Raw genomic sequence first — 24356 nt, forward strand, 5'->3', positions numbered from 1 at the left:
TCAAAGCTCCCCGTGGTACGTGCCCCGGCCAACGCGCTGCCTGGAACGTCCCCCAAGACATTCCATGGACGTCCCCCAAGACATCCTCGGCATCGCCCACTTAGACTCCCGAACCGGTCCGATGGTTACCTCATAATCTCTGTGATCTAGCTCTCTTTGTGGAGATCAGGTGAAGGAGCGCAACCGTAGGCTGTTGGTTACCACGAAGACCGAGGAGAACGCCATAGCCGCGCCCGCGATCATAGGGTTCAGCAGGCCCGCCGCGGCGAGCGGAACCGCGGCCACGTTGTAGCCGAAGGCCCAGAACAGGTTGCCCTTGATGGTCGACAGGGTCCGCCGGGAGAGCCGGATGGCGTCGGCCGCGACCCGCAGGTCACCCCGGACGAGGGTCAGGTCGGACGCCTCTATCGCCGCGTCCGTCCCGGTGCCCATGGCGAGCCCCAGATCCGCGGTGGCCAGCGCCGCCGCGTCGTTGACGCCGTCGCCCACCATCGCCACCGAACGGCCCTCGGCCTGGAGCCGTTTGACCACGTCGACCTTCTCCTCGGGCAGCACCTCGGCGTGGACGTCCTCGGCGGCGATCCCGACCCGGGCCGCCACCGCCTCGGCCACCGCCCGGTTGTCCCCGGTCAGCAGCACCGGCCGCAGTCCGAGGCCGCGCAGCATGGCCACCGCCTCGGCGCTGGTCTCCTTCACCGCGTCGGCGACGGTCAGCACCCCCCGCGCGGCGCCGTCCCAGGCCACCACGACCGCCGTACGCCCCTCGGCCTCGGCGGCCTCCTTGGCGGCGGAGAGGGAGGCGGGCAGCTCCACGCCCCGGCCCACGAAGACCGTGTGGCCCTCGACCACACCCTCGACCCCGCGTCCGGGCAGGTTGCGGAACGACTCGGGGACGGGCAGCTCTCCCGCCTGGTCGGCGGCGCCTTCCGCGATCGCCCGGGCGATGGGGTGTTCGGAGGCGTGCTCCAGGGCGCCCGCGTACCGCAGGAGTTCCTTGTCGCCGGTGCCCTCCGCCGCGTACACGTCGTACAGCGTCATCCGGCCCGTGGTGACCGTGCCGGTCTTGTCGAGGACGACGGTGTCGACGCGGCGGGTGGACTCCAGGACCTCGGGGCCCTTGATGAGGATGCCGAGCTGGGCGCCCCGGCCGGTGCCGACCATGAGCGCGGTCGGGGTCGCGAGCCCCAGGGCGCACGGGCAGGCGATGATCAGGACCGCGACGGCGGCGGTGAAGGACGCGGTGATGTCGTCGGTGGCCAGCAGCCAGCCCACCAGGGTGCCCAGCGAGATGAGCAGCACGATCGGCACGAAGACGCCGGAGATGCGGTCGGCGAGGCGCTGGACCTCGGCCTTGCCGTTCTGGGCGTCCTCCACGAGCCGGGCCATCCGGGCCAGCTGGGTGTCGGCGCCGACCCTGGTCGCCTCGACGACGAGCCGGCCGCCCACGTTGACGGTGGCGCCGGTGACACCGTCGCCCGCGCCCACGTCCACCGGGACGGATTCGCCGGTCAGCATGGACGTGTCCACGGCGGAGGCGCCCTCCACGACCGTGCCGTCGGTGGCGACCGTCTCGCCGGGCCGCACCACGAACCGGTCCCCGGTCCGCAACTCGCCGATCGGCAGGCGCACTTCGCGGCCCCCGCGCAGCACGGCCACGTCCTTGGCGCCGAGTTCGAGCAGGGCCCGCAGGGCCGCGCCCGCCTTCCGCTTGGAGCGGGCCTCCAGATAGCGGCCCAGCAGGATGAAGGTGACGACGCCGGCGGCGACCTCCAGATAGATGGTGGAGGCGCCGTCGGCGCGGCTGACGGTGGCGTCGAAGCCGTGGCGCATCCCGGGCATTCCCGCGTCACCGAGGAACAGCGCCCACAGCGACCAGAGGAAGGCGGCGAGGGTGCCCACGGAGACGAGGGTGTCCATGGTGGCCGAGCCGTGGCGCAGATTGGCCCAGGCCGCCCGGTGGAAGGGCAACGCCCCCCAGACGACGACGGGCGCGGCGAGGGTGAGGCTCAGCCACTGCCAGTTGTCGAACTGGAGCGAGGGCACCATGGCGAGCAGGACGACGGGCGCGGCGAGCAGGGCCGAGACCTGGAGCCGCCCGCGCAGTGCGGCGAGCGCCTGCGCGGCGCGGCTCTCGGCGGCGACCGCCGCGTCGGCCCGCGCGTCGGCGCGGGGCGCGGGCGGCTGCTCCGTCCCGTCCGTCCCGGCTCCCGTCGGCGCGGGCCCGGTGGCGCCGGTGGGGGGCGGGGGCTCCGGCGGGGGCGGAGCCAGTGATTCGGCGGTGTACCCCATCTTGGTGACCGTCGCGACGAGACCCGCCACCTCGACGCCGTCGACGAAGGCGACCTTCGCCTTCTCCGTCGCGTAGTTGACGCTCGCCTCGACCCCGTCCATCCGGTTCAGCTTCTTCTCGATACGGGCCGCGCACGAGGCGCAGGTCATACCGCCGATGGACAGCTCGAGCAGGTTCGTTTCCACGTGGGCTCCTGAAAAAGAGACCGGGCCGTACGGCGCGGACGCGCTCGTCGTACGGCCCGGAAGAGGGGGAGCGGGCCGCTCAGGCCCGGCCGACCAGCTCGAAGCCGGCCTCGTCGACCGCCGCGCGCACGGCCTCGTCGTCCAGCGGCGCCGCCGAGACGACGGTCACCTCGCCGGTCGCGGCGACGGCCTTCACCGAGCCGACGCCGGCGATCTCGCCGATCTCGCCCGACACCGCGCCCTCGCAGTGCCCGCAGGTCATGCCGGAGACCTTGTAGACGGTGGTGACGGAGCCGACCTGGACGTCGGCCGGGCCCTCGCTGTGGCAGGAGCCGGCGGGCGAGCAGCAGGAGCCGGTGGTGCCGGCGGCGGCTTCGGTCTCGGCGGTCATGGACTTCTCCTCTTCGGGGGTACGGATTCCATGGTGCACCAGGGGGTCACGAGAAGGCCGGGACCCGCTGACGGTCTCCACGTTATACCCCTGGGGGGTATAAATCCAATACCCGGCGTACGGACTTCCCAGTCAGTCGTTGCCCTTGCGGCCACGGTTCCCGGGACGGCGCGAGACCCAGGTGCGGATGGTGTCGGCGTACCAGAAGGGCTTGCCGTTCTCGACGAGGTCCGGAGCGGGCAGCAGCCCGTGCTTGCGGTACGAGCGGACCGTGTCCGGCTGGACGCGGATGTGCGCGGCGATCTCCTTGTACGACCAGAGCCGTCGGTCGGTCATGGTGGGCACCTCCCTGCGTGCGCCGCAGCGGCGGTCTGGCGGCCGTCGGGGGAGCTGGGCGCGGACAGTTGACGATCACTCAGCCTGTGCCCGTTGAACGACGGAGAGTGAAGGCGGGAGTGCGGCTGTCGACTCTCTGTGACGCAAGACCCGCGTAATGGAGACATCTGTGACAGGAAAGGGGTAGTTGTGACGGGCGTGGCGAATGGGACGGGCTCATGGCCAAGGGTGCGCCCCCTGCCATGGCCCGGTCCGGCCCCGCCCGCCACGTCCCGCCCGCCACGTCCCGCCTGTCAGGTCCCGCCTGTCAGGTCCCGCCCGTCAGGTCCCCCCGGTCAGGCCCCGCCCGTTACGCGTAGAGCCCGGGCCGCTCCCGTGCCGGTTCCACGGCCACCCGTGCGCCCGAGCGCTGGGCCCGTACGCCCGCCTCGCAGACCACGGCCGCCATATAGCCGTCCCAGACGCCGGGGCCCTCGACGCGGCCCCGCCGGGTGGCGTCGACCCACGCCTGCACCTCGCGGTCGTACGCGTCGGCGAAGCGGGTCGTGAAGTCCTGCGGGAGCTCGCCTCCCCAGCGCCCGCCGGAGCGCACCACCGGGCCGGTCCCGTCGCCGACGGAGGCGGCCCCGCGTTCGCACACGGCCTCGCAGCGGACCTCGTACCCGAAGCCGCAGTTGACGAAGATCTCGACGTCGACGACGGCGCCCCGGGCCGTCTCGAAGAGCACGAGCTGGGGGTCGCCCAGGTCCTCGGGCGCGTACGAGGACGGGCGCGGGCGCAGCACCTGGACGGCGGTGAGTTCCTGGCCGAGCAGCCAGCGGGCCGCGTCGACCTCGTGGACCACGGAGTCGCGGATCAGCATCTCGGTGGTGAAGAACGAGGGGGAGGAGGCGTTGCGGTGGCGGCAGTGCAGAAACAGCGGGCGCCCGAGGCCGCCCTCGTCGAGCAGCGCCTTGAGGCGGAGGAACTCGGCGTCGTAGCGGCGCATGAACCCCACCTGCGCCAGACGCCGTCCCAGCCGCGTCTCGGCCTCCAGGACCCGCAGGGCCCCGGCCGGGTCGGGTGTGAGGGGCTTCTCGCACAGCACGGGCAGCCCGCGCCGGAACGCCTCCAGGAGCGCGGACTCGTGGGCCGGGCCCGAGGACGCGATCAGGACCGCGTCGACGCCCGGCGCGGCCATCGCGGCGGCCGGGTCGGTGTGGGCGGTGCAGCCCTCGACCGGGCCGGCCACCTCCTTGGCGCGCTCGGCGTCGATGTCCGCGACGGCGGCCACCCGGGCCCCGCCGGTCACGGTGGTGAGGCGGCGCACATGGTCGGCGCCCATCTTCCCGGTGCCGATGACGGCGATCCCGAGCGGTGCGGCGGCCATCGCCTCACGCCCCGCAGGAGCGCAGGAACGCGCGCGTGCGCGTGGCGATCGGCAGCGGACGGTCCGGGTCGCAGGGGTACATGTCCTGCTCCACGATCGCGAACAGGTCCACGTCGAGCGCCTGGGCCGCGGCCAGGACCGGTTCGAGGGCGGGCACCCCGGCGGGCGGCTCGCACATCACCCCCCGGGCGACGGCGGGCCCGAACGGCAGCCGTTCGGCGTGCACCTGGGCCAAGACGTCCGGGTCCACCTGCTTGAGGTGGAGGTAGCCGATCCGCTCGCCGTACGTCTCGATCAGCTTGACGCTGTCGCCGCCGCAGTAGGCGTAGTGCCCGGTGTCCAGACACAGGTTCACCAGGTCGGGGTCGGTGGCGTCGAGGAAGCGGGCCACGTTCTCCTCGCTGTCGATGTGGGTGTCGGCGTGCGGGTGCACCACGATCCGCAGTCCGTAGCGCTCGCGCACCTCGCGGGCGAGCCGTTCGGTCTGCCCGGCGAGGTCGCGCCACTGGGCGGCGCTGAGGGTTGCGCTCTCCAGCACCTCGCCGGTCCTGTCGTCCCGCCAGAACGCCGGGATGAGGACCAGGTGCCCGGCGCCGGTGGCCCGGGTCAGCTCCGCCACGTCCGCCACGTGCTCCCAGGTGGTGTCCCACACCGCGGGGCCGTGGTGCAGCCCGGTGAAGACGGTCCCGGCCGAGACGCGCAGGCCGCGCCGCGCGGTCTCGTCGGCGAGGCGCGCCGGGTCGGTGGGGAGGTAGCCGTACGGTCCGAGTTCGATCCATCCGTATCCGGCCCCGGCGACCTCGTCGAGGAAGCGGGTCCACGGGACCTGGCGGGGGTCGTCGGGAAACCAGACGCCCCAGGAGTCGGGGGCCGAACCGATCCGGATGCGAGTCTTGGCCGTCGTCATGGGAGCAGCCTTCCGGGGGCGCCGGAACGGTGTCAAGGCTACGTCCGAATGTCAGGACAAAAGATTGACAGGGTCGGTCCGGGCCCGTTAGACCTGGGTCGGCCGGACTGGCCCTGAGGTCGCCGATGAAGGGGGCGTTGCATGGAGGCGGTTCCGTACGACGTGATCACCATGGGGCGGATCGGGGTGGACCTCTACCCGCTCCAGACCGGTGTGCCGCTCGCGGAGGTGACCTCGTTCGGCAAGTTCCTCGGCGGCTCGCCCTCCAACGTGGCGGTCGCGGCGGCCCGGCTCGGGCGCCGCACGGCCGTGGTCACCGGCACCGGCGAGGACCCCTTCGGGGCGTATCTGCGCGAGGAGCTGGGCGCGTTCGGGGTCGATGCCCGCTGGGTGAAGAGCGTGCCGGGCCTGCCGACCCCGCTCACCTTCTGCGAGATCTTCCCGCCGGACGACTTCCCGCTGTACTTCTACCGCGCGCCCAAGGCCCCCGACCTGGAGCTGTACGAGGCGGACCTCGACCTGGACGCGATCCGCGCGGCGCGGATCTTCTGGGTCACCGGCACGGGCCTGAGCGCCGAGCCGAGCCGGTCCACCACGCTGGCGGCGCTGGCCGCCCGGGCGCGCGCGGGCACCACCGTCTTCGACCTCGACTGGCGGCCCATGTTCTGGGGGAACCCCGAGGAGGCGCGCCCCTACTACCGCGAGGCCCTGCGGCACGCGACCGTGGCCGTCGGCAACCTGGAGGAGTGCGCGGTGGCCACCGGGGAGAGCGAGCCGCACGCCGCCGCGCGGGCGCTGCTCGCCGCCGGAGCCGAGCTCGCCGTGGTCAAACAGGGGCCCGAGGGGGTGCTAGCCCTCCACCGGGACGGCGCCGCCGCCGAGGTGCCGCCGGTCCCCGTCGAGGTGGTCAACGGGCTGGGCGCCGGGGACGCCTTCGGGGGCGCGCTCTGCCACGGACTGCTGTCCGGCTGGGACACCGGACGGCTGATGCGGTACGCCAACGCCGCCGGCGCGATCGTCGCCGCCCGCCTCGCCTGCTCCTCCGCGATGCCGTACCCGGCCGAGGTCGAACGCGTCCTGGCGGGGGGAGCGCCGTGAGCGTCCACGTCAGCCCCGGTGAGCTCGCCCGGGTCCGCACCCGCCACCCCGAGGCCGTCGCGGAGGCGGCGGCCCGGCGCGCCCGGCGCCCGCTCGTCCGGGACTCCGGGCGGCTGCTGATCGTCGCCGCAGACCACCCCGCCCGGGGCGCGCTGGCCGTCGGCGACGACGCCTTCGCCATGGCCGACCGGTCCGTCCTGCTGAGCCGCCTCTGTCTGGCGCTGTCGCGGCCCGGCGTCGACGGGGTGCTCGCCAGCGCCGACATCCTGGAGGACCTGCTGCTCCTGGGGGCCCTGGAGGACAAGGTCGTCATGGGGTCGATGAACCGGGGCGGGCTCGCCGGGTCCGCCTTCGAACTGGACGACCGCTTCACCGGCCACCGCGCCCAGGACCTCGCCCGGCTCGGCTTCGACGCGGGCAAGCTGCTGCTCCGCCTCGACTACGAGGACCCCGGCTCGCTCGACACCCTGCACACGGCGGCCCGCGCCATCGACGCGATGGCGGAACGTCGGCTTCCCGTCTTCGTGGAGCCGTTCATCTGTCACCGGCGCGACGGACGGCTCCGCAACGATCTGGGGGCGGACGCCGTGACGCGCTCGCTCGCCATCGCCTCCGGTCTGGGCGGCACCTCGGCGTACACCTGGCTGAAGGTGCCCGTCACCGAGGATCCCGACGACATGGCCCGGGTGATGGCGACCACCACGCTGCCCGCCGTGCTGCTCGGCGGGGACACCGGCAGGACACCGGGGGAACAGGAGGCGGCGTACGAGAAGTGGCGCGGCGCGCTGGGCCTGCCCACCGTGCAGGGGCTGGTGGCGGGGCGCACCCTGCTCTATCCGGCCGACGGCGACGTGGCGGGCGCGGTCGACATCGCCGCCGGGCTGCTGAAGGGGTAGGGATCGGGCATGGACGAGCGCAAGGACGAACTGTTCGTACGGGCCGGATCCGCCGCCGGCGGGGCGTACGCCCTGGACATCGGCCCCGAGCGGGCCGGCTGGGGCTACTCGGCGCTGCGGATCCTGGAGCTGGCGCCGGGCGCGGACCACACCTTCGCCACCGGCGACAGCGAGTGGATCCTGCTGCCCCTCAGTGGTGGTTGTGCCGTACACGTAGAGGACCGGACAGAGGAAAGCACCGAGGACAGCACCGAGGACAGCACCGAGGACCGGACCCTGGAACTGCGGGGCAGGGAGAGCGTGTTCGCCGGAGTCACCGACTTCGCGTACCTCCCGCGTGACGCCCACGCACAGATCGCCTCCGGCGCGGGAGGCCGTTTCGCACTGGCAGGGGCGAGATGCGAGCGCCGACTCCCCGCTCGCCACGGCCCCGCGCCGGAGGTACCCCTCGAACAGCGCGGCTCGGGCGTCAGCGCCCGCGAGATCCGGGGCTTCGCCGCCGCCGACGCCTTCGTCTGCGACCGGCTCATCGCCGTCGAGGTGATCACCCCGGGCGGCAACTGGTCCTCCTACCCGCCGCACAAGCACGACGAGCACCTGCCGGGCCGGGAGTCGGAGCTGGAGGAGATCTACTACTTCGAGTTCGCGAGCCCGGACGGCTTCGGCTACCAGCGCGTGTCGCCCTCGCGCCCGGGCGGCGCCGATGTCCTCGCCGAGGTCCGCACCGGCGACACCGTCCTGGTCCCCGACGGCTGGCACGGGCCCTCGATCGCCGCCCCCGGACACCCCATGTACTACCTGAACGTGATGGCGGGGCCGGGCGAGGAACGCGCGTGGCGCATCAGCTTCCACCCGGGCCACACCGACTACACAGAGGGTTACCGATGAGCGGTACGACCAGGCGTCTGACCACCGCGCAGGCGCTGCTCGCCTTCCTCTCCCGCCAGTACACCTCCCGCGCCGGGACCGAGCAGCGTCTGATCACCGCCGCGTGGGGCATCTTCGGCCACGGCAACGTCGCCGGGATCGGCCAGGCGCTCCTGGAGCCGGGCAGCGACATGCCGTACCACCAGGGCCGCAACGAACAGGCCATGGTGCACGCGGCCGTCGGCTACGCCCGCCAGTCCGGCCGGCTCTCGGCGCACGCGGTGACCACCTCGATCGGTCCGGGCGCCACCAACCTCGTCACCGGCGCGGCCCTGGCGACCGTCAACCACCTGCCCGTCCTGCTGCTGCCCGGCGACGTGTTCGCCTCCCGGCCGGCCGATCCGGTCCTCCAGCAGCTCGAAGTCCCCTACGCGGGCGATGTGTCGGTCAACGACTGCCTGCGGCCCGTCTCGCGCTACTTCGACCGGATCACCCGCCCCGAGGCGCTGGTCCCGGCCGCGCTCGCCGCGATGAGCGTGCTCACCGACCCGGCCAGGACCGGGGCGGTGACCCTGGCGCTGCCGCAGGACGTACAGGCGCAGGCGTACGACTGGCCCGAGGAGTTCTTCCGGCGCCGGGTGTGGCACGTACGCGCCCAGGAGCCGGACCCGTACGAGCTGGACGCGGCCGTCCGCCTGCTGCGCGCCGCCCGCCGTCCGCTGGTCGTCGCGGGCGGCGGGGTCCACCACGCCCGCGCCGAGGACGCGCTGCGCCGCTTCGCGGACCAGACCGGCATCCCGGTCGCCGCCACCCAGGCGGGCAAGGGCTCACTGCCCCACGACCACCCGTGCGACGTCGGCGGGATCGGCCACACCGGTACCGCCACGGCCGACGCGCTGGCCCGCGAGGCCGATGTCGTCCTCGGGGTCGGCACCCGCTGGACCGACTTCACCACCGCCTCCTCGACCCTCTTCCAGAACCCCTCGGTCCGGTTCGTCGGGCTCAACGTCAACGGCGCCGACGCCCACAAGCTCGGCGCGCTCCAACTGGTCGCGGACGCCCGCGCGGGCCTGGACGCCCTGACGCGGGCCCTCGACGGGCACCGGGTCGCGCCCGCGTACCCGGCCGCGTACGGCGAGGCCAAGGCGGCCTGGGAGGAGCGGGTCACCGCCGCGTACACCCCCGGGGACGAGGACGCCCGCCCCACCCAGGCCCACGTCCTCGGCGTCCTCGACACGTTGGTCACCGGCGACGACATCCTGATCAACGCGGCGGGCTCGCTCCCGGGCGATCTGCACAAGCTCTGGCGCACCCGCTCGCGCGACCAGTACCACGTCGAGTACGGCTACTCCTGCATGGGCTACGAGATCCCGGCCGCGATCGGCGTGGCGCTCGCCGCACCCGGCCGGCCGGTGTGGGCGCTGGTCGGCGACGGGACGTATCTGATGAATCCCACCGAGATCGTCACGGCGGTGCAGGAGAACCTGCCCATCAAGGTGGTGATCCTCCAGAACCACGGATACGCCTCGATCGGCGGGCTCTCGGAGTCGGTGGGCGGCGAGCGGTACGGGACGGCCTACCGCTTCCGGGCGCCCGACGGGAGCTTCACGGGTGAGCCGCTGCCGGTCGACCTGGCGGCCAACGCGGCCTCCCTGGGGATGGTCGTGCTGCGCCCCAGAACCGTCCGTGACCTGCGGGAAGCCCTCGCCACGGCCCGCGCGGCGGACCGTCCCACATGTGTCTACGTCGAGACCGAAACGGCAGACACTGTGTCGGGCCCGCCCCCGGCGCAGGCGTGGTGGGATGTTCCCGTGGCCGAGACCGCGACCCGCTCGTCGGCGGTCGAGGCGCGCGAGGAGTACGACCGGCAAGTCGCAGCCCGACGCCGCCATCTCTGAAGGAGTTTCCTGCCATGACGAAGACCGTCAACCACTGGATCGGTGGTAAGCCCGTCGAGAGGGCTGCGGGCGCCTCCGGTTCGTACGGCCAGGTCACCGACCCCGCGACCGGGGCCGTGACCACACAGGTCGCCTACGCGAGCGTCGAGGAGGTGGACGCGGCGGTCGCCGCCGCCCGCGAGGCCTACGCCACCTGGGGCCAGTCCTCGCTGGCTCAGCGCACGACGGTGCTCTTCAAGTTCCGCGCCCTGCTGGACGCCAACCGCGACGCGATCGCGGAGCTGATCACCGCCGAGCACGGCAAGGTGCACTCCGACGCGCTCGGCGAGGTCGCGCGCGGCCTGGAGATCGTGGACCTGGCGTGCGGCATCAGCGTCCAGCTCAAGGGCGAGCTGTCGACGCAGGTCGCCAGCCGGGTGGACGTGGCGTCCATCCGCCAGCCGCTGGGCGTCGTCGCGGGCATCACGCCGTTCAACTTCCCGGCGATGGTGCCGATGTGGATGTTCCCGCTCGCCATCGCCTGCGGCAACACCTTCGTCCTCAAGCCGTCCGAGAAGGACCCCTCGGCGTCGATGAAGATCGCGGAGCTGCTGAGCGAGGCCGGGCTGCCCGACGGCGTCTTCAACGTCGTGCACGGCGACAAGGTCGCCGTCGACCGCCTCCTGGAGCACCCGGACGTGGCCGCCGTCTCCTTCGTCGGCTCCACCCCGATCGCCCGCCACATCCACACCACCGCCTCCGCCCACGGCAAGCGCGTCCAGGCGCTCGGCGGCGCCAAGAACCACATGCTGGTCCTGCCGGACGCCGACCTCGACGCGGCGGCCGACGCCGCCGTCTCGGCCGCCTACGGCTCGGCGGGCGAGCGCTGCATGGCCATCTCGGCGGTCGTGGCGGTCGGCGCCATCGGCGACGAGCTGGTCGCGAAGATCCGCGAGCGCGCCGAGAAGATCAAGATCGGCCCCGGCACCGACCCGGCCTCCGAGATGGGCCCGCTGATCACCGCCGCCCACCGCGACAAGGTCGCCTCCTACGTCACCGGCGCCGCCGCCCAGGGCTGCGAGGTCGTCCTCGACGGCACAGGTCTCACCGTGGAGGGCTACGAGGACGGCCACTGGATCGGCCTCTCGCTCCTCGACAAGGTGCCCACCTCCGCCGACGCCTACCGGGACGAGATCTTCGGCCCGGTGCTGTGCGTGCTGCGCGTGGAGTCCTACGAGGAGGGCCTGGCGCTCATCAACGCCTCGCCGTTCGGCAACGGCACCGCGATCTTCACCCGTGACGGCGGCGCGGCCCGCCGCTTCCAGCTGGAGGTCGAGGCCGGCATGGTCGGCGTCAACGTGCCGATCCCGGTGCCGGTGGGCTACCACTCCTTCGGGGGCTGGAAGGACTCGCTCTTCGGCGACCACCACATCTACGGCAACGACGGCACGCACTTCTACACCCGCGGCAAGGTCGTCACCACCCGCTGGCCGGACCCCTCCGACGCGCCCGCCGGCGTCGACCTGGGCTTCCCGCGCAACCACTGACCCCGGCCCGGCCGACCCCCCGCCCGGCCCCTCGAAGCGGCCCGTACGGTTCTCCCCCACCGTGCGGGCCGCAGCCTTTCCCGCCCCGGCGGGGGCCCGGCGGGCCCACCGGTCGGCGCCGACCGGTGACCAGGGGTAACCGCAGGTGTGGCACGGGGTGCCAAAGGCGTTCCGGTATACGGAATCCCGCAAATTTTTTCGGCGCGACGGCTGCGGTTCCCGTAGCGGCCGAACATTGCGCTTTTGTTGCGCTCTTAACGCCGTATCAGTTCCCTAAGCGTCCCAGAGCAACGAATTCCGTAGGTGAACAGCTATTGACCTGCGGATCGAGTGGAGATTGAAATGGCGGCCCGGGAGCGACCCACCACTCACCACCGGGGCCGGACGGGCCCCGGAGCACCACCCGGAGGTCGATAGCGCTCCCCGCTCACACCCCCACCCGCCGATCGGACGCACATCGATGACCGAAACGCTCAGCCCGCCCCACGTCCTCTCCCCGGCCACGGGCGAAGCCCCCAAGAAGCTCAAGCGTTCCATCGGCGTCGTGGGCGGCACCCTGCTCACGCTCTCCTGCGTGACGCCCGCCTCCACCCTCTTCGTGGTCGTGCCCGACCTCTTCTCCAGCCTCGGCACCTACACCGCGCTCACCATCGCCATCGGCTCGCTGCTCTGCGTCGGCGTCGCGTTCTGCTACTCGGAGCTGGGCACCCTCATCCCCAGCGCGGGCGGCGAGTACGCGATGGTCTCCACGCTGGCCGGACGGCTCGCGGGCTGGCTGGTCTTCGTCCTCTCGCTGCTCGTCGTGATGATCGTCCCCCCGGTCATCGCCATGGGCACCGCCGACTACCTGGCGCCGCTCGTCCACATCCCGGCCCCCGTCGCCGGCGGCGGCGTGATGCTGCTCGCCACCCTCGCCGGGCTGCTCGACCTGCGGGCCAACGCCTGGATCACCGGTATCTTCCTGGTCCTCGAAGTGGTGGCCGCGGCCCTGGTCGCCGTCCTCGGCTTCGCCCACAGCGAGCGCGGCGCCGCCACCCTCGTCCACGGCACGGTCGCCGCCGACGGCGGCGGCCACTCCACGGTCACCGCGATGATGGTCGTCTCGGGCCTCGCCATCGCCCTCTTCATCACCCAGGGCTTCTCGACCGCCGTCTACCTCTCCGAGGAGCTGGAGCACCCGCGCCGCAACGTGGCCCGGACCGTGCTCGCCACCCTCGCCATCTCCACCGCCGTCATCCTCGTCCCCGTCGTCGCCATCACCCTGGGCGCCTCCGACCTCTCGGCGCTCACCTCCGGCGACATCAGCGGCATGGTCACCGCCTGGTCCAACTCGGCCGTCGGCACCTTCGTCAGCCTCTGCGTGGCCCTCGCCATCGTCAACGCGGGCATCGTCATGGTCATCCAGAACTCCCGCGTCCTGTTCGCCTCGGCCCGCGACAAGGCCTGGCCCGAGCCGGTCAACCGCGCCCTGTCCCGCCTCGGCCGCTTCGGCTCCCCGTGGGTGGCCACCCTCCTGGTCGGCGTCCCCGGCGCCGCCCTGTGCTTCGTCAACCTCGACACCCTCTACGGCGTCACCGGGGTCTCGGTCACCGGCATGTACCTGCTGGTCGCCGTCGCCGCCCTGCTCAGCCGCCGCGGCGGGCACCGGGAGACCGCGGCCTGGCGGATGCCGCTGTGGCCCGCCGTCCCGGTGGTCCTGATCGCCGTCCTCGCGTACATCCTCACCCAGCAGGAGACGCGCTACCTGCTGTGGACCGGCGGCATCACCGCAGTCGCCACCCTCTACTGGGCGCTCTACCTGCGCCCGCGCCGTGAGACGCGGTGGCTGGTGAGCATCCCGGAGGACGAGCAGACCTGACGCGGCCCGGTGGCGGGGACCGCCCGGACCCGGCGGCGGACTGTCCGGATCCGGCGGTCCCGCCACGGGACGCAACGGGCGTGCCCCGCCTAGGGTTTGGGGTATGACTGCCGCGCACACGCCGCTCGACCACGACTTCTACTGCTCCGAAATCCTGCGCCAGACCGACGCGCTGGTGTCGCACCTGGCCGGCGCCGATCTCTCCGCGACCGTACCGACCTGCCCCGACTGGACGCTCAGGCAGCTGGCCGTCCACGTCGGCGGCGCCCACCGCTGGATCGCCGAGATCGTCCGTACGAAATCCACCACCGCCGTCCCGCAGGAGCGCGTGCCCGACTACGACGGCCCCGAGAAGGACGAACCGGAGGCGCTGGACGCCTGGTTGGGCCAGGGCGCCGCCCTCTGCGCCGACGTCCTGCGCACCGCCGGGCCCGACCAGGCGGCCTGGTCCTGGACGGGCGACGCGACCGCCGGGTTCTGGGCGCGCCGGATGACCCACGAGACGGTGGTCCACCGCGCGGACGCGGCGCTCGCGGTGGGCGCGGAGTACGTGCTCGCACCGGAGGTCGCCGCGGACACGATCGACGAGTGGCTGGAGATCGTCACCTACGTCCAGGCCGCCCGACTGGCCCCGGCCGCCGCCGAACTGCGCGGCCCCGGCCGCAGCATCCACCTGCACGCCACGGACACGCCCGGCGCCGAGTGGCTGATCGAGCTCGGCGAGGACGGGGTGAGCTGGCGGCGCGCCCACGAGAAGGCCACGGTGGCCCTGCGCGGCCCGCTCACCGATGTCCTGAGCGTCTTCTACCGGAGGCTGCCCGCCGACAGCCCCCGGGTCGAGGTCCTGGGCGACGCCGGGCTCCTGGACTTCTGGCTGGAGCGGGCCTCCTTCGGCTGAGCACCCGCCGAGCCGCACGGGGAGGCCGCCCGGCCATCACCGGGCGCCTGCCCGGCCGTCACTGGCGCCCGCGCCCGTACTGCCGCTGCGGTACGGGAACGGCCGCCCGTACGCCGCGAGTACACCCCGGCCTCCACCTGGCGGCAGGTCCGGTTGTCGGACCCGGCGCTTACCGTGGAGGCATGAGACTGCGCAGACCTCGTGGGAGGGCGGCGGCCGGGGTGGCCGCCGCCCTCGTGGTGCTCGCCGGTGCCGGTGTGTGGACGGCCACCGGCGCCGGCGGCGCGCCCGCGGTGCACCAGGAGGACCGGGTGATGGAGATGCCCGGGGCGAAGATCGACACGTCGTACTTCACGGCGGGCGACGCGAAGAAGAAGCGCCCCGCCGTCCTTCTCGGCCACGGCTTCGGCGGCAGCAAGGACGACGTCCGCACCCAGGCGCGCGACCTCGCGCGCGAGGGCTACGCGGTGCTGACCTGGTCCGCGCGCGGCTTCGGCGACTCCACGGGCGAGATCGGCCTCAACGACCCGGCGTTCGAGGTGAAGGACGTCTCCCGGCTGGTCGACTGGCTGGCGAAGCGCCCCGAGGTGCGGCTCGACGCGGCGGGCGACCCGCGCGTCGGCGTCACCGGCGCGTCCTACGGAGGCGCGATCTCCCTGCTGGCCGCCGGTCACGACAAACGGATCGACGCCATCGCCCCCCAGATCACGTACTGGAACCTGGCCGACGCGCTCTTCCCCGACGGCGTCTTCAAGAAGCTGTGGGCCGGCATCTTCTTCTCCACCGGCGGCGGCTGCAAGACCTTCGAGAAGCAGCTCTGCGAGATGTACGAGAGGGTCGCGGTCAGCGGGAGGCCGGACGCCGAGGCGCGCGACCTGCTCGCGGCCCGCTCCCCGTCCGCCGTGGGCGACCGCATCAAAGTGCCCGCGCTGATCGTCCAGGGCCAGAGCGACTCGCTCTTCCCGCTCGGCCAGGCCGACGCCATGGCCCGGCGGATCCGCGCCAACGGCGCCCCGGTCGCGGTCGACTGGATCACCGGCGGCCACGACGGCGGCGACCGCGAGTCCGGACGGACCGCCGCCCGGATCACCTCCTGGTTCGACCGCTACCTCAAGGGCGACAAGACCGCCTCCACCGGCCCCGCCTTCCGGGTCACCAGGACCGGAGGCATCAGCTCCACCGACGGCGCCGCCCAACTGCGCGGCGCCACCAGCGGCAGCTACCCGGGCCTGTCGGACGGCACGCGCGCGGTGCGGCTCACCGGCCGCGAGCAGACCTTCCAGAACCCGGCGGGCGCCGCCCCGCCCGCCATCTCGGCCGTGCCCGGCGTCGGCGGAGGCCTCGCGGGCCTGTCCTCGCTGGGCGTGGGCGGCCTGTCCATCGACTTCCCCGGGCAGTACGCGCGCTTCGACTCCGAGCCCCTCAGGCCCGGCCTGCGCGTCACCGGCTCGCCCACGGTCCGGCTCAAGGTCACCTCCAGCGCCGACGACGCGGTGCTCTTCGCCAAGGTGTACGACGTCGGCCCCGGCGGCAAGCAGCAGGTGCTCCCCGCCCAACTGGTCACTCCCGTCCGGGTGGAAGGCGCCAAGGAGGGCAAGGAGGTCGAGGTCCGTCTGCCCGCCGTCGACCACAACGTGGAGGCGGGCCACCGGCTGCGCCTGGTGGTCGCCGCCACCGACCTCGGCTACGCCTCCCCGGCCGAGCCGGGCACGTACAAGGTCTCGCTCGTGGACGGCTCTCTGGCCGTGCCGACGGCGCCCGGCGTGAAGACCGAGCCCGCCGGGGTGCCCTGGTGGGCCTGGGGGCTGCCGCTCGCGGGCGCGGTGATCGCGCTGGGCCTGCTGGCCACCCGCCGCGCCACGGCCCCCGCGCCCGACCCGGAGCTGGCCGAGGTCCCGCTCCAGATCACCGGTCTGACGAAGAAGTACGCGAAGGCGACCGACCGGTACGCGGTCCGCGACCTCTCCTTCCGTGTGGAGAAGGGCCAGGTCCTCGGCCTGCTCGGGCCCAACGGGGCGGGCAAGACCACCACCCTGCGGATGCTGATGGGCCTCATCCGCCCCGACAGCGGCGAGATCCGCGTCTTCGGCCACGCCATCCGGCCGGGCGCCCCGGTGCTCTCGCGCGTCGGCGCGTTCGTCGAGGGAGCGGGCTTCCTGCCGCACCTGTCCGGCCGCGCCAACCTGGAGCTGTACTGGCAGGCCACCGGCCGCCCCGCCGAGGACTCCCACATGGAGGAGGCCCTGGAGATCGCGGGCCTGGGCGACGCGCTCCAGCGCGCCGTGCGGACGTACTCGCAGGGCATGCGCCAGCGCCTCGCCATCGCGCAGGCCATGCTGGGCCTGCCCGACCTGCTGATCCTCGACGAGCCGACCAACGGCCTCGATCCGCCGCAGATCCGCGAGATGCGGGACGTGATGATCCGCTACGCCCAGGGCGGCCGTACGGTCATCGTCTCCAGCCACCTGCTCTCCGAGGTCGAGCAGTCCTGTACGCATCTGGTGGTCATGGACCGTGGCCGGCTCGTCCAGGCGGGCCCGGTCGCCGAGATCACCGGCGGCAGCGACATGCTGCTGGTCACGGTCGACGGCCCGGTCACCGAGGTGGTGGCCGACAAGGTGGCCGCCCTGCCCGGCGTCGGCGCGGCGACGCCGGCCGACGGCGGCCTGCTGGTGCGCCTGGAGGGCGCCACGGCCACGGAACTGATCGCCGAACTGGTCCGCCTGGACGTGCCGTTGACGGGCGTCGGCCCGCACCGCCGCCTGGAGGACGCCTTCCTGACCCTGATCGGAGGAGCGGCATGAGCGCGCCCACGCACACCGGGGCCGGGGCGACGCCCGACCTGAGGGCGACCGCCCCGGGCTACCGTCCGCGCCGCACGCTTCCCCTGCGGGTGGAAGCGGCGCGCCAACTGCGCCGCAGGCGCACCCTGGTGATGGCCGGCATCCTCGCCGCGCTGCCGTTCATCCTGGTCACGGCGTTCGCCATCGGCGGCACGCCGTCCGGGCGGGACGGCCGGATCACCCTGATCGACACGGCGACGGCCTCGGGGGCGAACTTCGCGGCGACCGCCCTGTTCGTCTCGGCCGGCTTCCTGCTCGTGGTGCCCGTCGCGCTGTTCTGCGGGGACACGGTCGCCTCGGAGGCCGGCTGGTCGTCACTGCGCTATCTGCTGGCCGCGCCCGTGCCCCGAGCGCGGCTGCTGTGGAGCAAGCTGGCGGTGGCACTCGGCCTGAGCGCGGCGGCGATCGTCCTGCTGCCGCTGGTGGCCCTGGCGGTGGGCACGGCGGCGTACGGCTGGGGCCCGCTGGAGATCCCCACCGGCGGCTCGCTCGGAGCCGGTGAGGCGCTGCCGCGCCTGGCCATCGCCGTGGGGTTCGTCTTCGTCTCCCAACTGGTCACGGCCGGGCTCGCGTTCTGGCTCTCCACCAAGACGGACGCGCCGCTGGGCGCGGTCGGCGGCGCGGTGGGCCTGACGATCGTGGGCAACGTCCTGGACGCGATCACGGCCCTGGGCGACTGGCGCAAGGCCCTGCCCGCCCACTGGCAGTTCGCCTGGGCGGACGCCCTCCAGCCCCATCTGGAGTGGAGCGGCATGGCCCAGGGCGCGGGTGTGTCGGTGGGGTACGCCCTGGTGCTGATGGCACTGGCGTTCCGGGGGTTCGAGAAGAAGGACATCGTGTCGTAGGGCGGCGGGTGGCGCGCTGCCGCGCGGGCGGCCCGGGTGGCGCAGGTGGCCGAGTGGGACGACCCGGACGGGGGTGTGCGGTGAGGGGACGCCCCGTCACCGCGTAGCCCTGGGCCGCCCGCAGGGTCCGGAAACAGCCGGCCGGAGGGCCGGACGCGTCCCGGCCCACCGGGCGGCGCGTACGGTGCTTTACGCGGCCTCTACGGCCCACTCGCTAGGTTGCGGCTGACCAGCAAGAAGGCCCTCCCGAAGGGGAGGGCCCGACACCGCACGGCAGTGGCGCCCCCGGCAGGACTCGAACCTGCGGCCAAGCGCTTAGAAGGCGCCTGCTCTATCCACTGAGCTACGGGGGCCGGATGGCCTGGAGCCCCCGGGCGGGCAAGGCTGTGATCCGGAGCTCGGCTCCGGGCCGTGACCTTGCCGGGGACAAGGATAGGGCTCCTCTCACCTCGCCCCGGTTGCTTCACCTGCGTGGCACGATGTGGAGGTTCGGTGAAGCGAACCGATAATCGCAGGCGAGCGCGGAACATGCAGCGCTTTTGACGCTCGCGGGGCCGGGTGTTGTGCACTCGTTATGCCTGCGTCCCACTCCTCCCGTCTGTCCCATGTGTCCGATCGGCGCGCGAAGGCTTCCATACGCTTCAAAAAGCCGCCAAAATTGGGCATTCTTCGCATGTGGTGACCTTGGACGTACGGCCTCAGCTGATCGACGCACTCTCCGCCCTGCGCGACAGGGTCGCCGCCGTGCGTCTTCCGCTTCCCCTCCCGGGGGCGGCGCGCGCACGGCAGACCCGGGGCGAACTGCTCGCACAGCTCGACGACTATCTGCTGCCCCGGCTCAGAGATCCCGAGGCGCCCCTGCTCGCCGTCGTCGGCGGGTCCACCGGCGCCGGAAAGTCCACCCTCGTCAACTCCCTTGTGGGGCGACGGGTCAGCGAGGCCGGTGTGCTACGGCCGACGACCCGCACCCCCGTACTCGTCTGCCACCCCGACGACCACCACTGGTTCACCGAGGTCCGCGTCCTGCCCCAGCTCACCCGTGTCTGGCTGCCCCAGCAGAACGACGAGGCGGACATCGACGAGGGCATCGGGGGCAACGACGCGGAGAACTCGCTGCGCGTCGAGACCTCGCGGAACCTGCCCGTCGGGCTCGCCCTGCTCGACGCGCCCGACATCGACTCACTGATCGTCAGCAACCGTCTGCTCGCCGCCCAGCTGATCTGCGCCGCCGACATCTGGGTGATGGTGACGACCGCCTCGCGGTACGCGGACGCCGTCCCATGGCATCTGCTGCGGACCGCCAAGGAGTACGACGCCATGCTGATCACCGTCCTCGACCGGGTGCCGCACCAGGTCATCGGGGAGGTGTCCCGGCAGTACGCGGCGCTGCTGACCAAGGCCGGGCTCGGTGACGTGCCCCGCTTCACCATCCCCGAACTGCCCGAATCGGCCGGGGGCGGAAGCGGATTGCTGCCCGCCACCGCGGTCGCCGCGCTCGGCCAGTGGCTCGCCCACCGGGCCCAGGACCCGGCCGCCCGCCAGCAGGCCGTCTTCCGTACCGCCGTCGGGGTCATCGACTCGCTCAACGCCCGGATGCCCGAGCTCGCCTCCGCCGTCGCCGCCCAGTACGCCGCCGCCGTACGGATGACGACGGCGGTGGAGGAGGCGTACGAGCGGGAAGGGGCGCGGGTGCGGCGCAGGCTCCAGGCGGGGGGCGTGCTCGCCGGGGACGCGCTGACCCGCTGGCGCGCGTATCCCCGGGACGCCACCTCCGTCGAGCTCCTGGAGGCCCTCTGCGAGAGCCTCATCGAACTGCTCGGCTGCGCCGCTGCCGCCGCCGACGAACGGGTGCGCGAGGCATGGGGCCGCGAACCGGCCGCCGCAGAGCTGGTCCGCCGCGTACGGGACCGGGAGGCGGGGGACCGCATCGGGCTCGCCGTCCGGCGCTGGCGGCGGGTCCTGGAGGAGCTGGCCGAGGAGGAGGTACGCGAGATGGACCGGGCCGTCGCGCCCTCCTCCGAGGCCGTGGCGGCCCTGCTGGCGGCCTCGCTCCTCGGCGGGCGCCGCGCCCGCAGGGCCGGGGAACGGCTCGCCGAACGCATCGGAGCCAAGCGGGCGCTGCACCTGCGCGACCAGGGCGGGAAGCTCGTCACGTCGTACATCGACCGCGTCCTGAACGCCGAACGCGACCGCCGGCTCGCCCCGCTGGACGCGCTCCGGGTGACCCCGGAACCCCAGGCCGAGCTGATCGCCGCGCTGTCCCTACTGCAGAAGGAGAGGTGAGCGGGGTGACCGCTCTGACGGACCGGCAGGGGGCCGACCAGCCCGAGTCCGGGGGGCCGGAACCGGAACCGGACGCGGGGGAGGGGGGCGGTGCCGGGGGCGGGAGTGGCAGCGGGGCGGGTGCCGGTGCCGGTGCCGGTGCCGAAGCCGGGGCTGGGGCTGGGGCTGGGGCCAAGGGTGGGGCGGGGAGTTCCGCCACTTCCGCCGCTGCGGGCGCTGCGGCCTCCGGCGACTCCGGCGATTCCGGTGTAGAGGGCAAGGCGCCGCCCGTCGACGGCTCCGGGGAGGGCCCCGCCCAAGCGGTGGCGGTCCAGTCCGTGACGGTCGAGGTACGGATCCCCGGGAGGCCGCCGATCGGCGGGCTGGAGACCGTCCGGCCCACCTCCGGGTGGCTCGGTTTCGACCGCCCGTGGGCCGAACGGCCGCCTTCTCGTCGGTCGGAGCCGGATGGGCGGGCGGCCGGGGCCACCGGAGCCGCCGCCGTGGCGTCGGAGCCGGAACTCCTCTCGGAGGAAGCCGACACGCCGGACGCCGACACAAACGGAAGTACGTCTTCCGGCGGCGATACGCCCGAGTCCGGCGCGTCCAAGCCGGTCGCGCCGGAGCCGCGCAAGTCCGGGTCGGGGCCGTTGAGGCGCGACAAGTCGAGGCGCCTCAAGCCCGAGCCGGACACGGCCAAACGTGACAGGTCCAAGCCGTTCAGGCAGGAGGCGGCCAAGCGCGACAGGGCCAACCACGAGGCGGCCACGCCGGTGGCGGCCGAACCGGGGAGGCCGGCGCCGGACGCGGCCAAAACGGATGCGCCCAGGTCGGCGGACGTGGCCCAGGCGGGCGGTTCCGTACCGGACACGTTCAAGGCCGATGCGTCCAGGTCGGGCGTGGCTGAGGCCGGCGGCCCCGAGCCAACCAGGCCCAAGCCGGTTGCGGCCAACCCCGGTGCGTCCCGGCGGGACGTGGTTGAGGTCGGCGGCTCCGTACCGGACAGGTCCAAGGCCGATGCGTCCAGGCCGGGCGCGGCTGGGGCGGACAGCTCCGGGGACGCACTCAAGCCGGTCGCCGCCAACTCCGGCGCGTCCCAGCCGGGCGTGGCTAAGACCGGCGGCCCCGTGCCGGAGACACTCAAGTCCGAGGCGTCCGAGCCGGGCGTGGCTGAGGCCGACTGCTCCGAGCCGGACACGCCCGAGCCGGTCGCGGCCAACCCGGGGGCGTCCAAGCGAGACGTGGTTGAGTCGGGCGGCTCCGTACCGGAGCCGCTCAAGGCCGATGCGTCCAAGCCGGATGCGGCTGAGTCCGAGAGGTCCAAGCCGGACGCGTCCAAGCCGAACACCCCCAACTCAGACGCCTCCAAGCCCGCAACTCCTGGCCCCGAGGCGTCCAGCCCCGCCGCAGCCAAACCCGACCCATCCAGCCCAGCCGCCACCAAGCCCGACCCGTCCAGCCCACCCGCAGCCGAGCCCGACCCGTCCACCAGGGCGGTCACGCCCGGGCCGGTCACCTCCAGGGAGGGCACCACGGGCGGGCCGGGCACCACGGCGGGGCCGGGCACCATGTCCGGGCCGGGCACCACGGCGGGGCCAATCACCTCCAGGGTGGTCACGGCCAGGCCCGCCACCTCCAAGCTCCTCACTTTCAAGCCCGTCACGTTCAAGACCGACACACCCAAATTCGACACGCCCGGGCCCAAGACGACAGAAGTCGACATGTCGCTAGCCGATACGGCCAAGAAGACCCCGCCCCCCACCGAGGCTCCCAGGAGCCGTCGCCTCCTCACCCGAGGCACCACGAGCACCCGCACCAAGACACCCCCGCTCCCCCCATCGGCCCCGCGGACCCCACCGGCCCCGACCCGCTCGGCGGCGCCTTCACCCGCCCCCGCGGCCGTCCCGCCCCGGCCGAGCCGCCCCCCGTCCCGCCGCGCCCGCGCCGACTCCACGCAGGCCACCCAGGCCATCCACGCCACCCAGGGCGCCCCGGTCGCGGAGGCCGAGCCCGGCTGGGACGACGGGCTGATCGCCCGACGCGTCAACGAAGCGGCCGAGGACCTGGTTCCCGTCGAGGAACCCGAGCCGGTCGAGGCGTACGTGCCCATCGGAGGTCCCTACGGCGCCGAACTGCGCGGACGGCTGGAGGCGTTGCGGGAGCTCGTGGGGCTGTCGCGGACGCGACTCGACGGGAAGACGCTGGCCGAGGCGGGCCGCGTGCTCGACGAGGCCGCCGCACGGCAGCGGCTGTCCGCGCGGCACACCGTCGTCGCCATCGCCGGAGCCACCGGCAGCGGCAAATCGACCCTGTTCAACGCCCTCGCCGGTACGCACATCTCCGAGACGGGGCTGCGCCGCCCCACCACCGGCGCGCCCATCGCGTGCAGTTGGACCGACGGCGCGGCGGGACTGCTGGACCGGCTCGGGCTGCCGGGGAGACTGCGGCGCAGACCGCTGCCCACCGACCCGCACGCCGAGGCCCTCCAGGGCCTGGTCCTCGTGGACCTGCCCGACCTCGACTCGGCGGTCGTCGAACACCGTCGCCAGGCCGACCGCGTCCTGGCGCTCGTCGACGCGGTCGTCTGGGTCGTGGACCCGGAGAAGTACGCGGACGCCGTACTCCACGAGCGGTATCTGCGACCGCTGGCCGGGCACGCCGAGGTCACCTTCGTCGTACTGAACCAGGTGGACCGGCTCCCCGGTGACGCCGCCGACCAGGTGCTCGACGATCTGCGCCGCCTCCTCGACGAGGACGGCATGGCGCTCGGCGAGCACGGCGAACCCGGCGCCACCGTGGTCTCCCTCTCCGCCCTCACAGGCCAGGGAGTCGGCGAACTGCGCGATCTGCTCAGCCGGTTCGTGCAGGAGCGCGGCGCCCCGGAACGCCGGGTCGCGGCCGATCTGGACGCGGCTGCCGCCGACCTGCGACCGGTGTACGTGGCGGACGGCCGCGCGGGGCTCGACGAGCGGGCCCGCGAGGCGTTCACCGACCGCCTCGCCGCGGCCGTGGGCGCAGCCGCCGCGGGGGAGGCCGCCGAACGGGAGTGGCGGCGCAACGCCGGCCGCGCCTGCGGCACTCCGTGGCTGCGGCTCTGGCGCTGGTACGAGGGGATGCGCGTCCCGGGCCGGGAGTCGCCGCAGCCCGCTCCTCCTCCGGAGGAGGAGGTGACGGCCCGCCAGCGGGTAGAGCAGGCGGTCCGCCTGGTCGCGGAGGAGGCGGCCACCGGACTGCCCGCCCCCTGGGCGCAGGCGGTACGGGAGGCCGCGGTGCGCGGCGCGGAGGGGCTGCCGGAGGCCCTGGACGAGCTGGCGGTACGGGCGGAGCTGGAACGGGGCACCTCGCCCAGGCCCGCGTGGTGGCCCGCCGCGGTGGTGGTGCAGGCGGCCATGACGCTGGTGCAGATCGTGGGCGGTGTGTGGCTCGCCGGGCAGATCGTGGGGGTGTTCCCGCCCGGGCTGCTGGTGCCGGCGTTGGTCATGCTGGCCGGGATCGTCGGGGGCCCACTGGTCGAGTGGGCCTGCGGGGTCGCGGCGCGCGGACCCGGCCGGCGCTACGGGCAGGAGGCCGAGCGGCGGTTGCGGGAGGCGGCGGCCGGGTGCGGCCGGGCGAAGGTTCTGGACCCGGTCGCGGCGGAGCTGATGCGCTACCGCGAGGTGCGGGAGCAGTATGTGGCGGTGCGCGGGGGGACGGCAGCGGGGGTGCGGGTGGGGGTGTCGTGACGGGGTTTTGTGACGGGGATGTCGTGACGGGGGTGGCATAGGGAGCGCGGGGGCGGGTCGGGAGCAGGGGGCGCAGGGGGCGCGTGGGTGGCGCCCGCTCCCGGCAACCCCCGTACGGGTGACGAGGTTTTCCACAACCGCCGGGCGGTCCACAGGCCCCGGCAC

General features: G+C 73.6%; 16 protein-coding genes and 1 tRNA gene. 11 read left to right on the forward strand and 6 right to left on the reverse strand.

Annotated features, from left to right (window positions below):
• Positions 1–165 precede the first annotated feature (165 nt).
• From ACZ5ID_RS16275 to ACZ5ID_RS16295, 5 genes are all read right to left on the reverse strand, one after another.
• Complete coding sequence (locus ACZ5ID_RS16275; protein WP_468897985.1) at positions 166–2439, reverse strand: heavy metal translocating P-type ATPase; 2274 nt, start codon at positions 2437–2439, stop codon at positions 166–168.
• 115 nt (positions 2440–2554) lie between these two features.
• Positions 2555–2866, reverse strand: a complete 312-nt coding sequence (locus ACZ5ID_RS16280) for a heavy-metal-associated domain-containing protein (RefSeq protein ID WP_468897837.1) — start codon at positions 2864–2866, stop codon at positions 2555–2557.
• Between the two features lie 132 nt (positions 2867–2998).
• Positions 2999–3202 carry a helix-turn-helix transcriptional regulator gene (locus tag ACZ5ID_RS16285; protein WP_468897839.1) on the reverse strand — a complete coding sequence of 68 codons (204 nt, stop codon included), beginning with the start codon at positions 3200–3202 and terminating at the stop codon, positions 2999–3001.
• A 349-nt stretch (positions 3203–3551) separates the two neighbouring features.
• Complete coding sequence (locus ACZ5ID_RS16290) at positions 3552–4571, reverse strand: Gfo/Idh/MocA family protein (protein ID WP_468897841.1); 1020 nt, start codon at positions 4569–4571, stop codon at positions 3552–3554.
• A 4-nt stretch (positions 4572–4575) separates the two neighbouring features.
• The gene (locus ACZ5ID_RS16295) at positions 4576–5478 is read right to left on the reverse strand and encodes a sugar phosphate isomerase/epimerase family protein (protein WP_468897843.1); all 903 of its coding nucleotides are present in this window, start codon (positions 5476–5478) and stop codon (positions 4576–4578) included.
• Positions 5479–5619: 141 nt separating this feature from the next.
• Between ACZ5ID_RS16295 and iolC the strand changes: the two genes are divergently transcribed.
• The 9 genes from iolC (at position 5620) to ACZ5ID_RS16340 (ending at position 18207) form a co-directional block, all read left to right on the forward strand.
• The gene (gene iolC / locus ACZ5ID_RS16300) at positions 5620–6576 is read left to right on the forward strand and encodes a 5-dehydro-2-deoxygluconokinase (RefSeq protein ID WP_468897845.1); all 957 of its coding nucleotides are present in this window, start codon (positions 5620–5622) and stop codon (positions 6574–6576) included.
• Positions 6573–7472 carry a Cgl0159 family (beta/alpha)8-fold protein gene (locus tag ACZ5ID_RS16305; protein WP_468897847.1) on the forward strand — a complete coding sequence of 300 codons (900 nt, stop codon included), beginning with the start codon at positions 6573–6575 and terminating at the stop codon, positions 7470–7472. Before iolC ends, ACZ5ID_RS16305 begins: the two co-directional genes overlap by 4 nt.
• Positions 7473–7481: 9 nt before the next feature.
• Positions 7482–8360, forward strand: a complete 879-nt coding sequence (iolB, locus tag ACZ5ID_RS16310) for a 5-deoxy-glucuronate isomerase (RefSeq protein WP_468897849.1) — start codon at positions 7482–7484, stop codon at positions 8358–8360.
• Positions 8357–10237, forward strand: coding sequence for a 3D-(3,5/4)-trihydroxycyclohexane-1,2-dione acylhydrolase (decyclizing) (gene iolD, locus ACZ5ID_RS16315; protein ID WP_468897851.1), 1881 nt, complete (start codon positions 8357–8359; stop codon positions 10235–10237). The genes iolB and iolD overlap by 4 nt, the downstream gene beginning before the upstream one ends.
• Before the next feature lie 14 nt (positions 10238–10251).
• Positions 10252–11763 (forward strand): CoA-acylating methylmalonate-semialdehyde dehydrogenase, encoded by a 1512-nt coding sequence (mmsA, locus tag ACZ5ID_RS16320; protein ID WP_468897853.1) that lies wholly within the window; start codon positions 10252–10254, stop codon positions 11761–11763.
• Positions 11764–12223: 460 nt separating this feature from the next.
• The gene (locus ACZ5ID_RS16325) at positions 12224–13621 is read left to right on the forward strand and encodes an APC family permease (protein ID WP_468897855.1); all 1398 of its coding nucleotides are present in this window, start codon (positions 12224–12226) and stop codon (positions 13619–13621) included.
• Between the two features lie 103 nt (positions 13622–13724).
• On the forward strand, positions 13725–14519 hold the full coding sequence (locus ACZ5ID_RS16330; protein ID WP_468897857.1) for a maleylpyruvate isomerase family mycothiol-dependent enzyme: 795 nt from the start codon (positions 13725–13727) through the stop codon (positions 14517–14519).
• A gap of 182 nt (positions 14520–14701) precedes the next feature.
• Positions 14702–17323: an alpha/beta fold hydrolase gene (locus ACZ5ID_RS16335; protein WP_468897859.1), complete on the forward strand. Its 2622-nt coding sequence runs from the start codon at positions 14702–14704 to the stop codon at positions 17321–17323.
• Positions 17320–18207, forward strand: a complete 888-nt coding sequence (locus ACZ5ID_RS16340) for an ABC transporter permease (RefSeq protein ID WP_468897861.1) — start codon at positions 17320–17322, stop codon at positions 18205–18207. Before ACZ5ID_RS16335 ends, ACZ5ID_RS16340 begins: the two co-directional genes overlap by 4 nt.
• Positions 18208–18484: 277 nt before the next feature.
• On the opposite strand, the gene ACZ5ID_RS16345 is transcribed toward ACZ5ID_RS16340, so the two are convergent.
• Positions 18485–18560: transfer RNA gene (locus tag ACZ5ID_RS16345), tRNA-Arg, on the reverse strand.
• Between the two features lie 331 nt (positions 18561–18891).
• Between ACZ5ID_RS16345 and ACZ5ID_RS16350 the strand changes: the two genes are divergently transcribed.
• On the forward strand, positions 18892–20490 hold the full coding sequence (locus ACZ5ID_RS16350; RefSeq protein WP_468897987.1) for a dynamin family protein: 1599 nt from the start codon (positions 18892–18894) through the stop codon (positions 20488–20490).
• A gap of 1949 nt (positions 20491–22439) precedes the next feature.
• Positions 22440–24191: a YfjP family GTPase gene (locus ACZ5ID_RS16355; RefSeq protein WP_468897989.1), complete on the forward strand. Its 1752-nt coding sequence runs from the start codon at positions 22440–22442 to the stop codon at positions 24189–24191.
• Positions 24192–24356 lie beyond the last annotated feature (165 nt).

It is taken from the genome of Streptomyces sp. NPDC031670 (assembly GCF_055580545.1).

Excerpts from the sequence above, each read along its gene's own strand:
- ACZ5ID_RS16275 (WP_468897985.1), bottom strand. The coding sequence starts at position 2,439 with ATGACCTGCGCCTCGTGCGCGGCCCGTATCGAGAAGAAGCTGAACCGG.
- ACZ5ID_RS16280 (WP_468897837.1), bottom strand. The coding sequence starts at position 2,866 with ATGACCGCCGAGACCGAAGCCGCCGCCGGCACCACCGGCTCCTGCTGC.
- ACZ5ID_RS16285 (WP_468897839.1), bottom strand. The coding sequence starts at position 3,202 with ATGACCGACCGACGGCTCTGGTCGTACAAGGAGATCGCCGCGCACATC.
- ACZ5ID_RS16290 (WP_468897841.1), bottom strand. The coding sequence starts at position 4,571 with ATGGCCGCCGCACCGCTCGGGATCGCCGTCATCGGCACCGGGAAGATG.
- ACZ5ID_RS16295 (WP_468897843.1), bottom strand. The coding sequence starts at position 5,478 with ATGACGACGGCCAAGACTCGCATCCGGATCGGTTCGGCCCCCGACTCC.
- iolC (WP_468897845.1), top strand. The coding sequence starts at position 5,620 with ATGGAGGCGGTTCCGTACGACGTGATCACCATGGGGCGGATCGGGGTG.
- iolB (WP_468897849.1), top strand. The coding sequence starts at position 7,482 with ATGGACGAGCGCAAGGACGAACTGTTCGTACGGGCCGGATCCGCCGCC.
- iolD (WP_468897851.1), top strand. The coding sequence starts at position 8,357 with ATGAGCGGTACGACCAGGCGTCTGACCACCGCGCAGGCGCTGCTCGCC.
- mmsA (WP_468897853.1), top strand. The coding sequence starts at position 10,252 with ATGACGAAGACCGTCAACCACTGGATCGGTGGTAAGCCCGTCGAGAGG.
- ACZ5ID_RS16325 (WP_468897855.1), top strand. The coding sequence starts at position 12,224 with ATGACCGAAACGCTCAGCCCGCCCCACGTCCTCTCCCCGGCCACGGGC.
- ACZ5ID_RS16330 (WP_468897857.1), top strand. The coding sequence starts at position 13,725 with ATGACTGCCGCGCACACGCCGCTCGACCACGACTTCTACTGCTCCGAA.
- ACZ5ID_RS16335 (WP_468897859.1), top strand. The coding sequence starts at position 14,702 with ATGAGACTGCGCAGACCTCGTGGGAGGGCGGCGGCCGGGGTGGCCGCC.
- ACZ5ID_RS16340 (WP_468897861.1), top strand. The coding sequence starts at position 17,320 with ATGAGCGCGCCCACGCACACCGGGGCCGGGGCGACGCCCGACCTGAGG.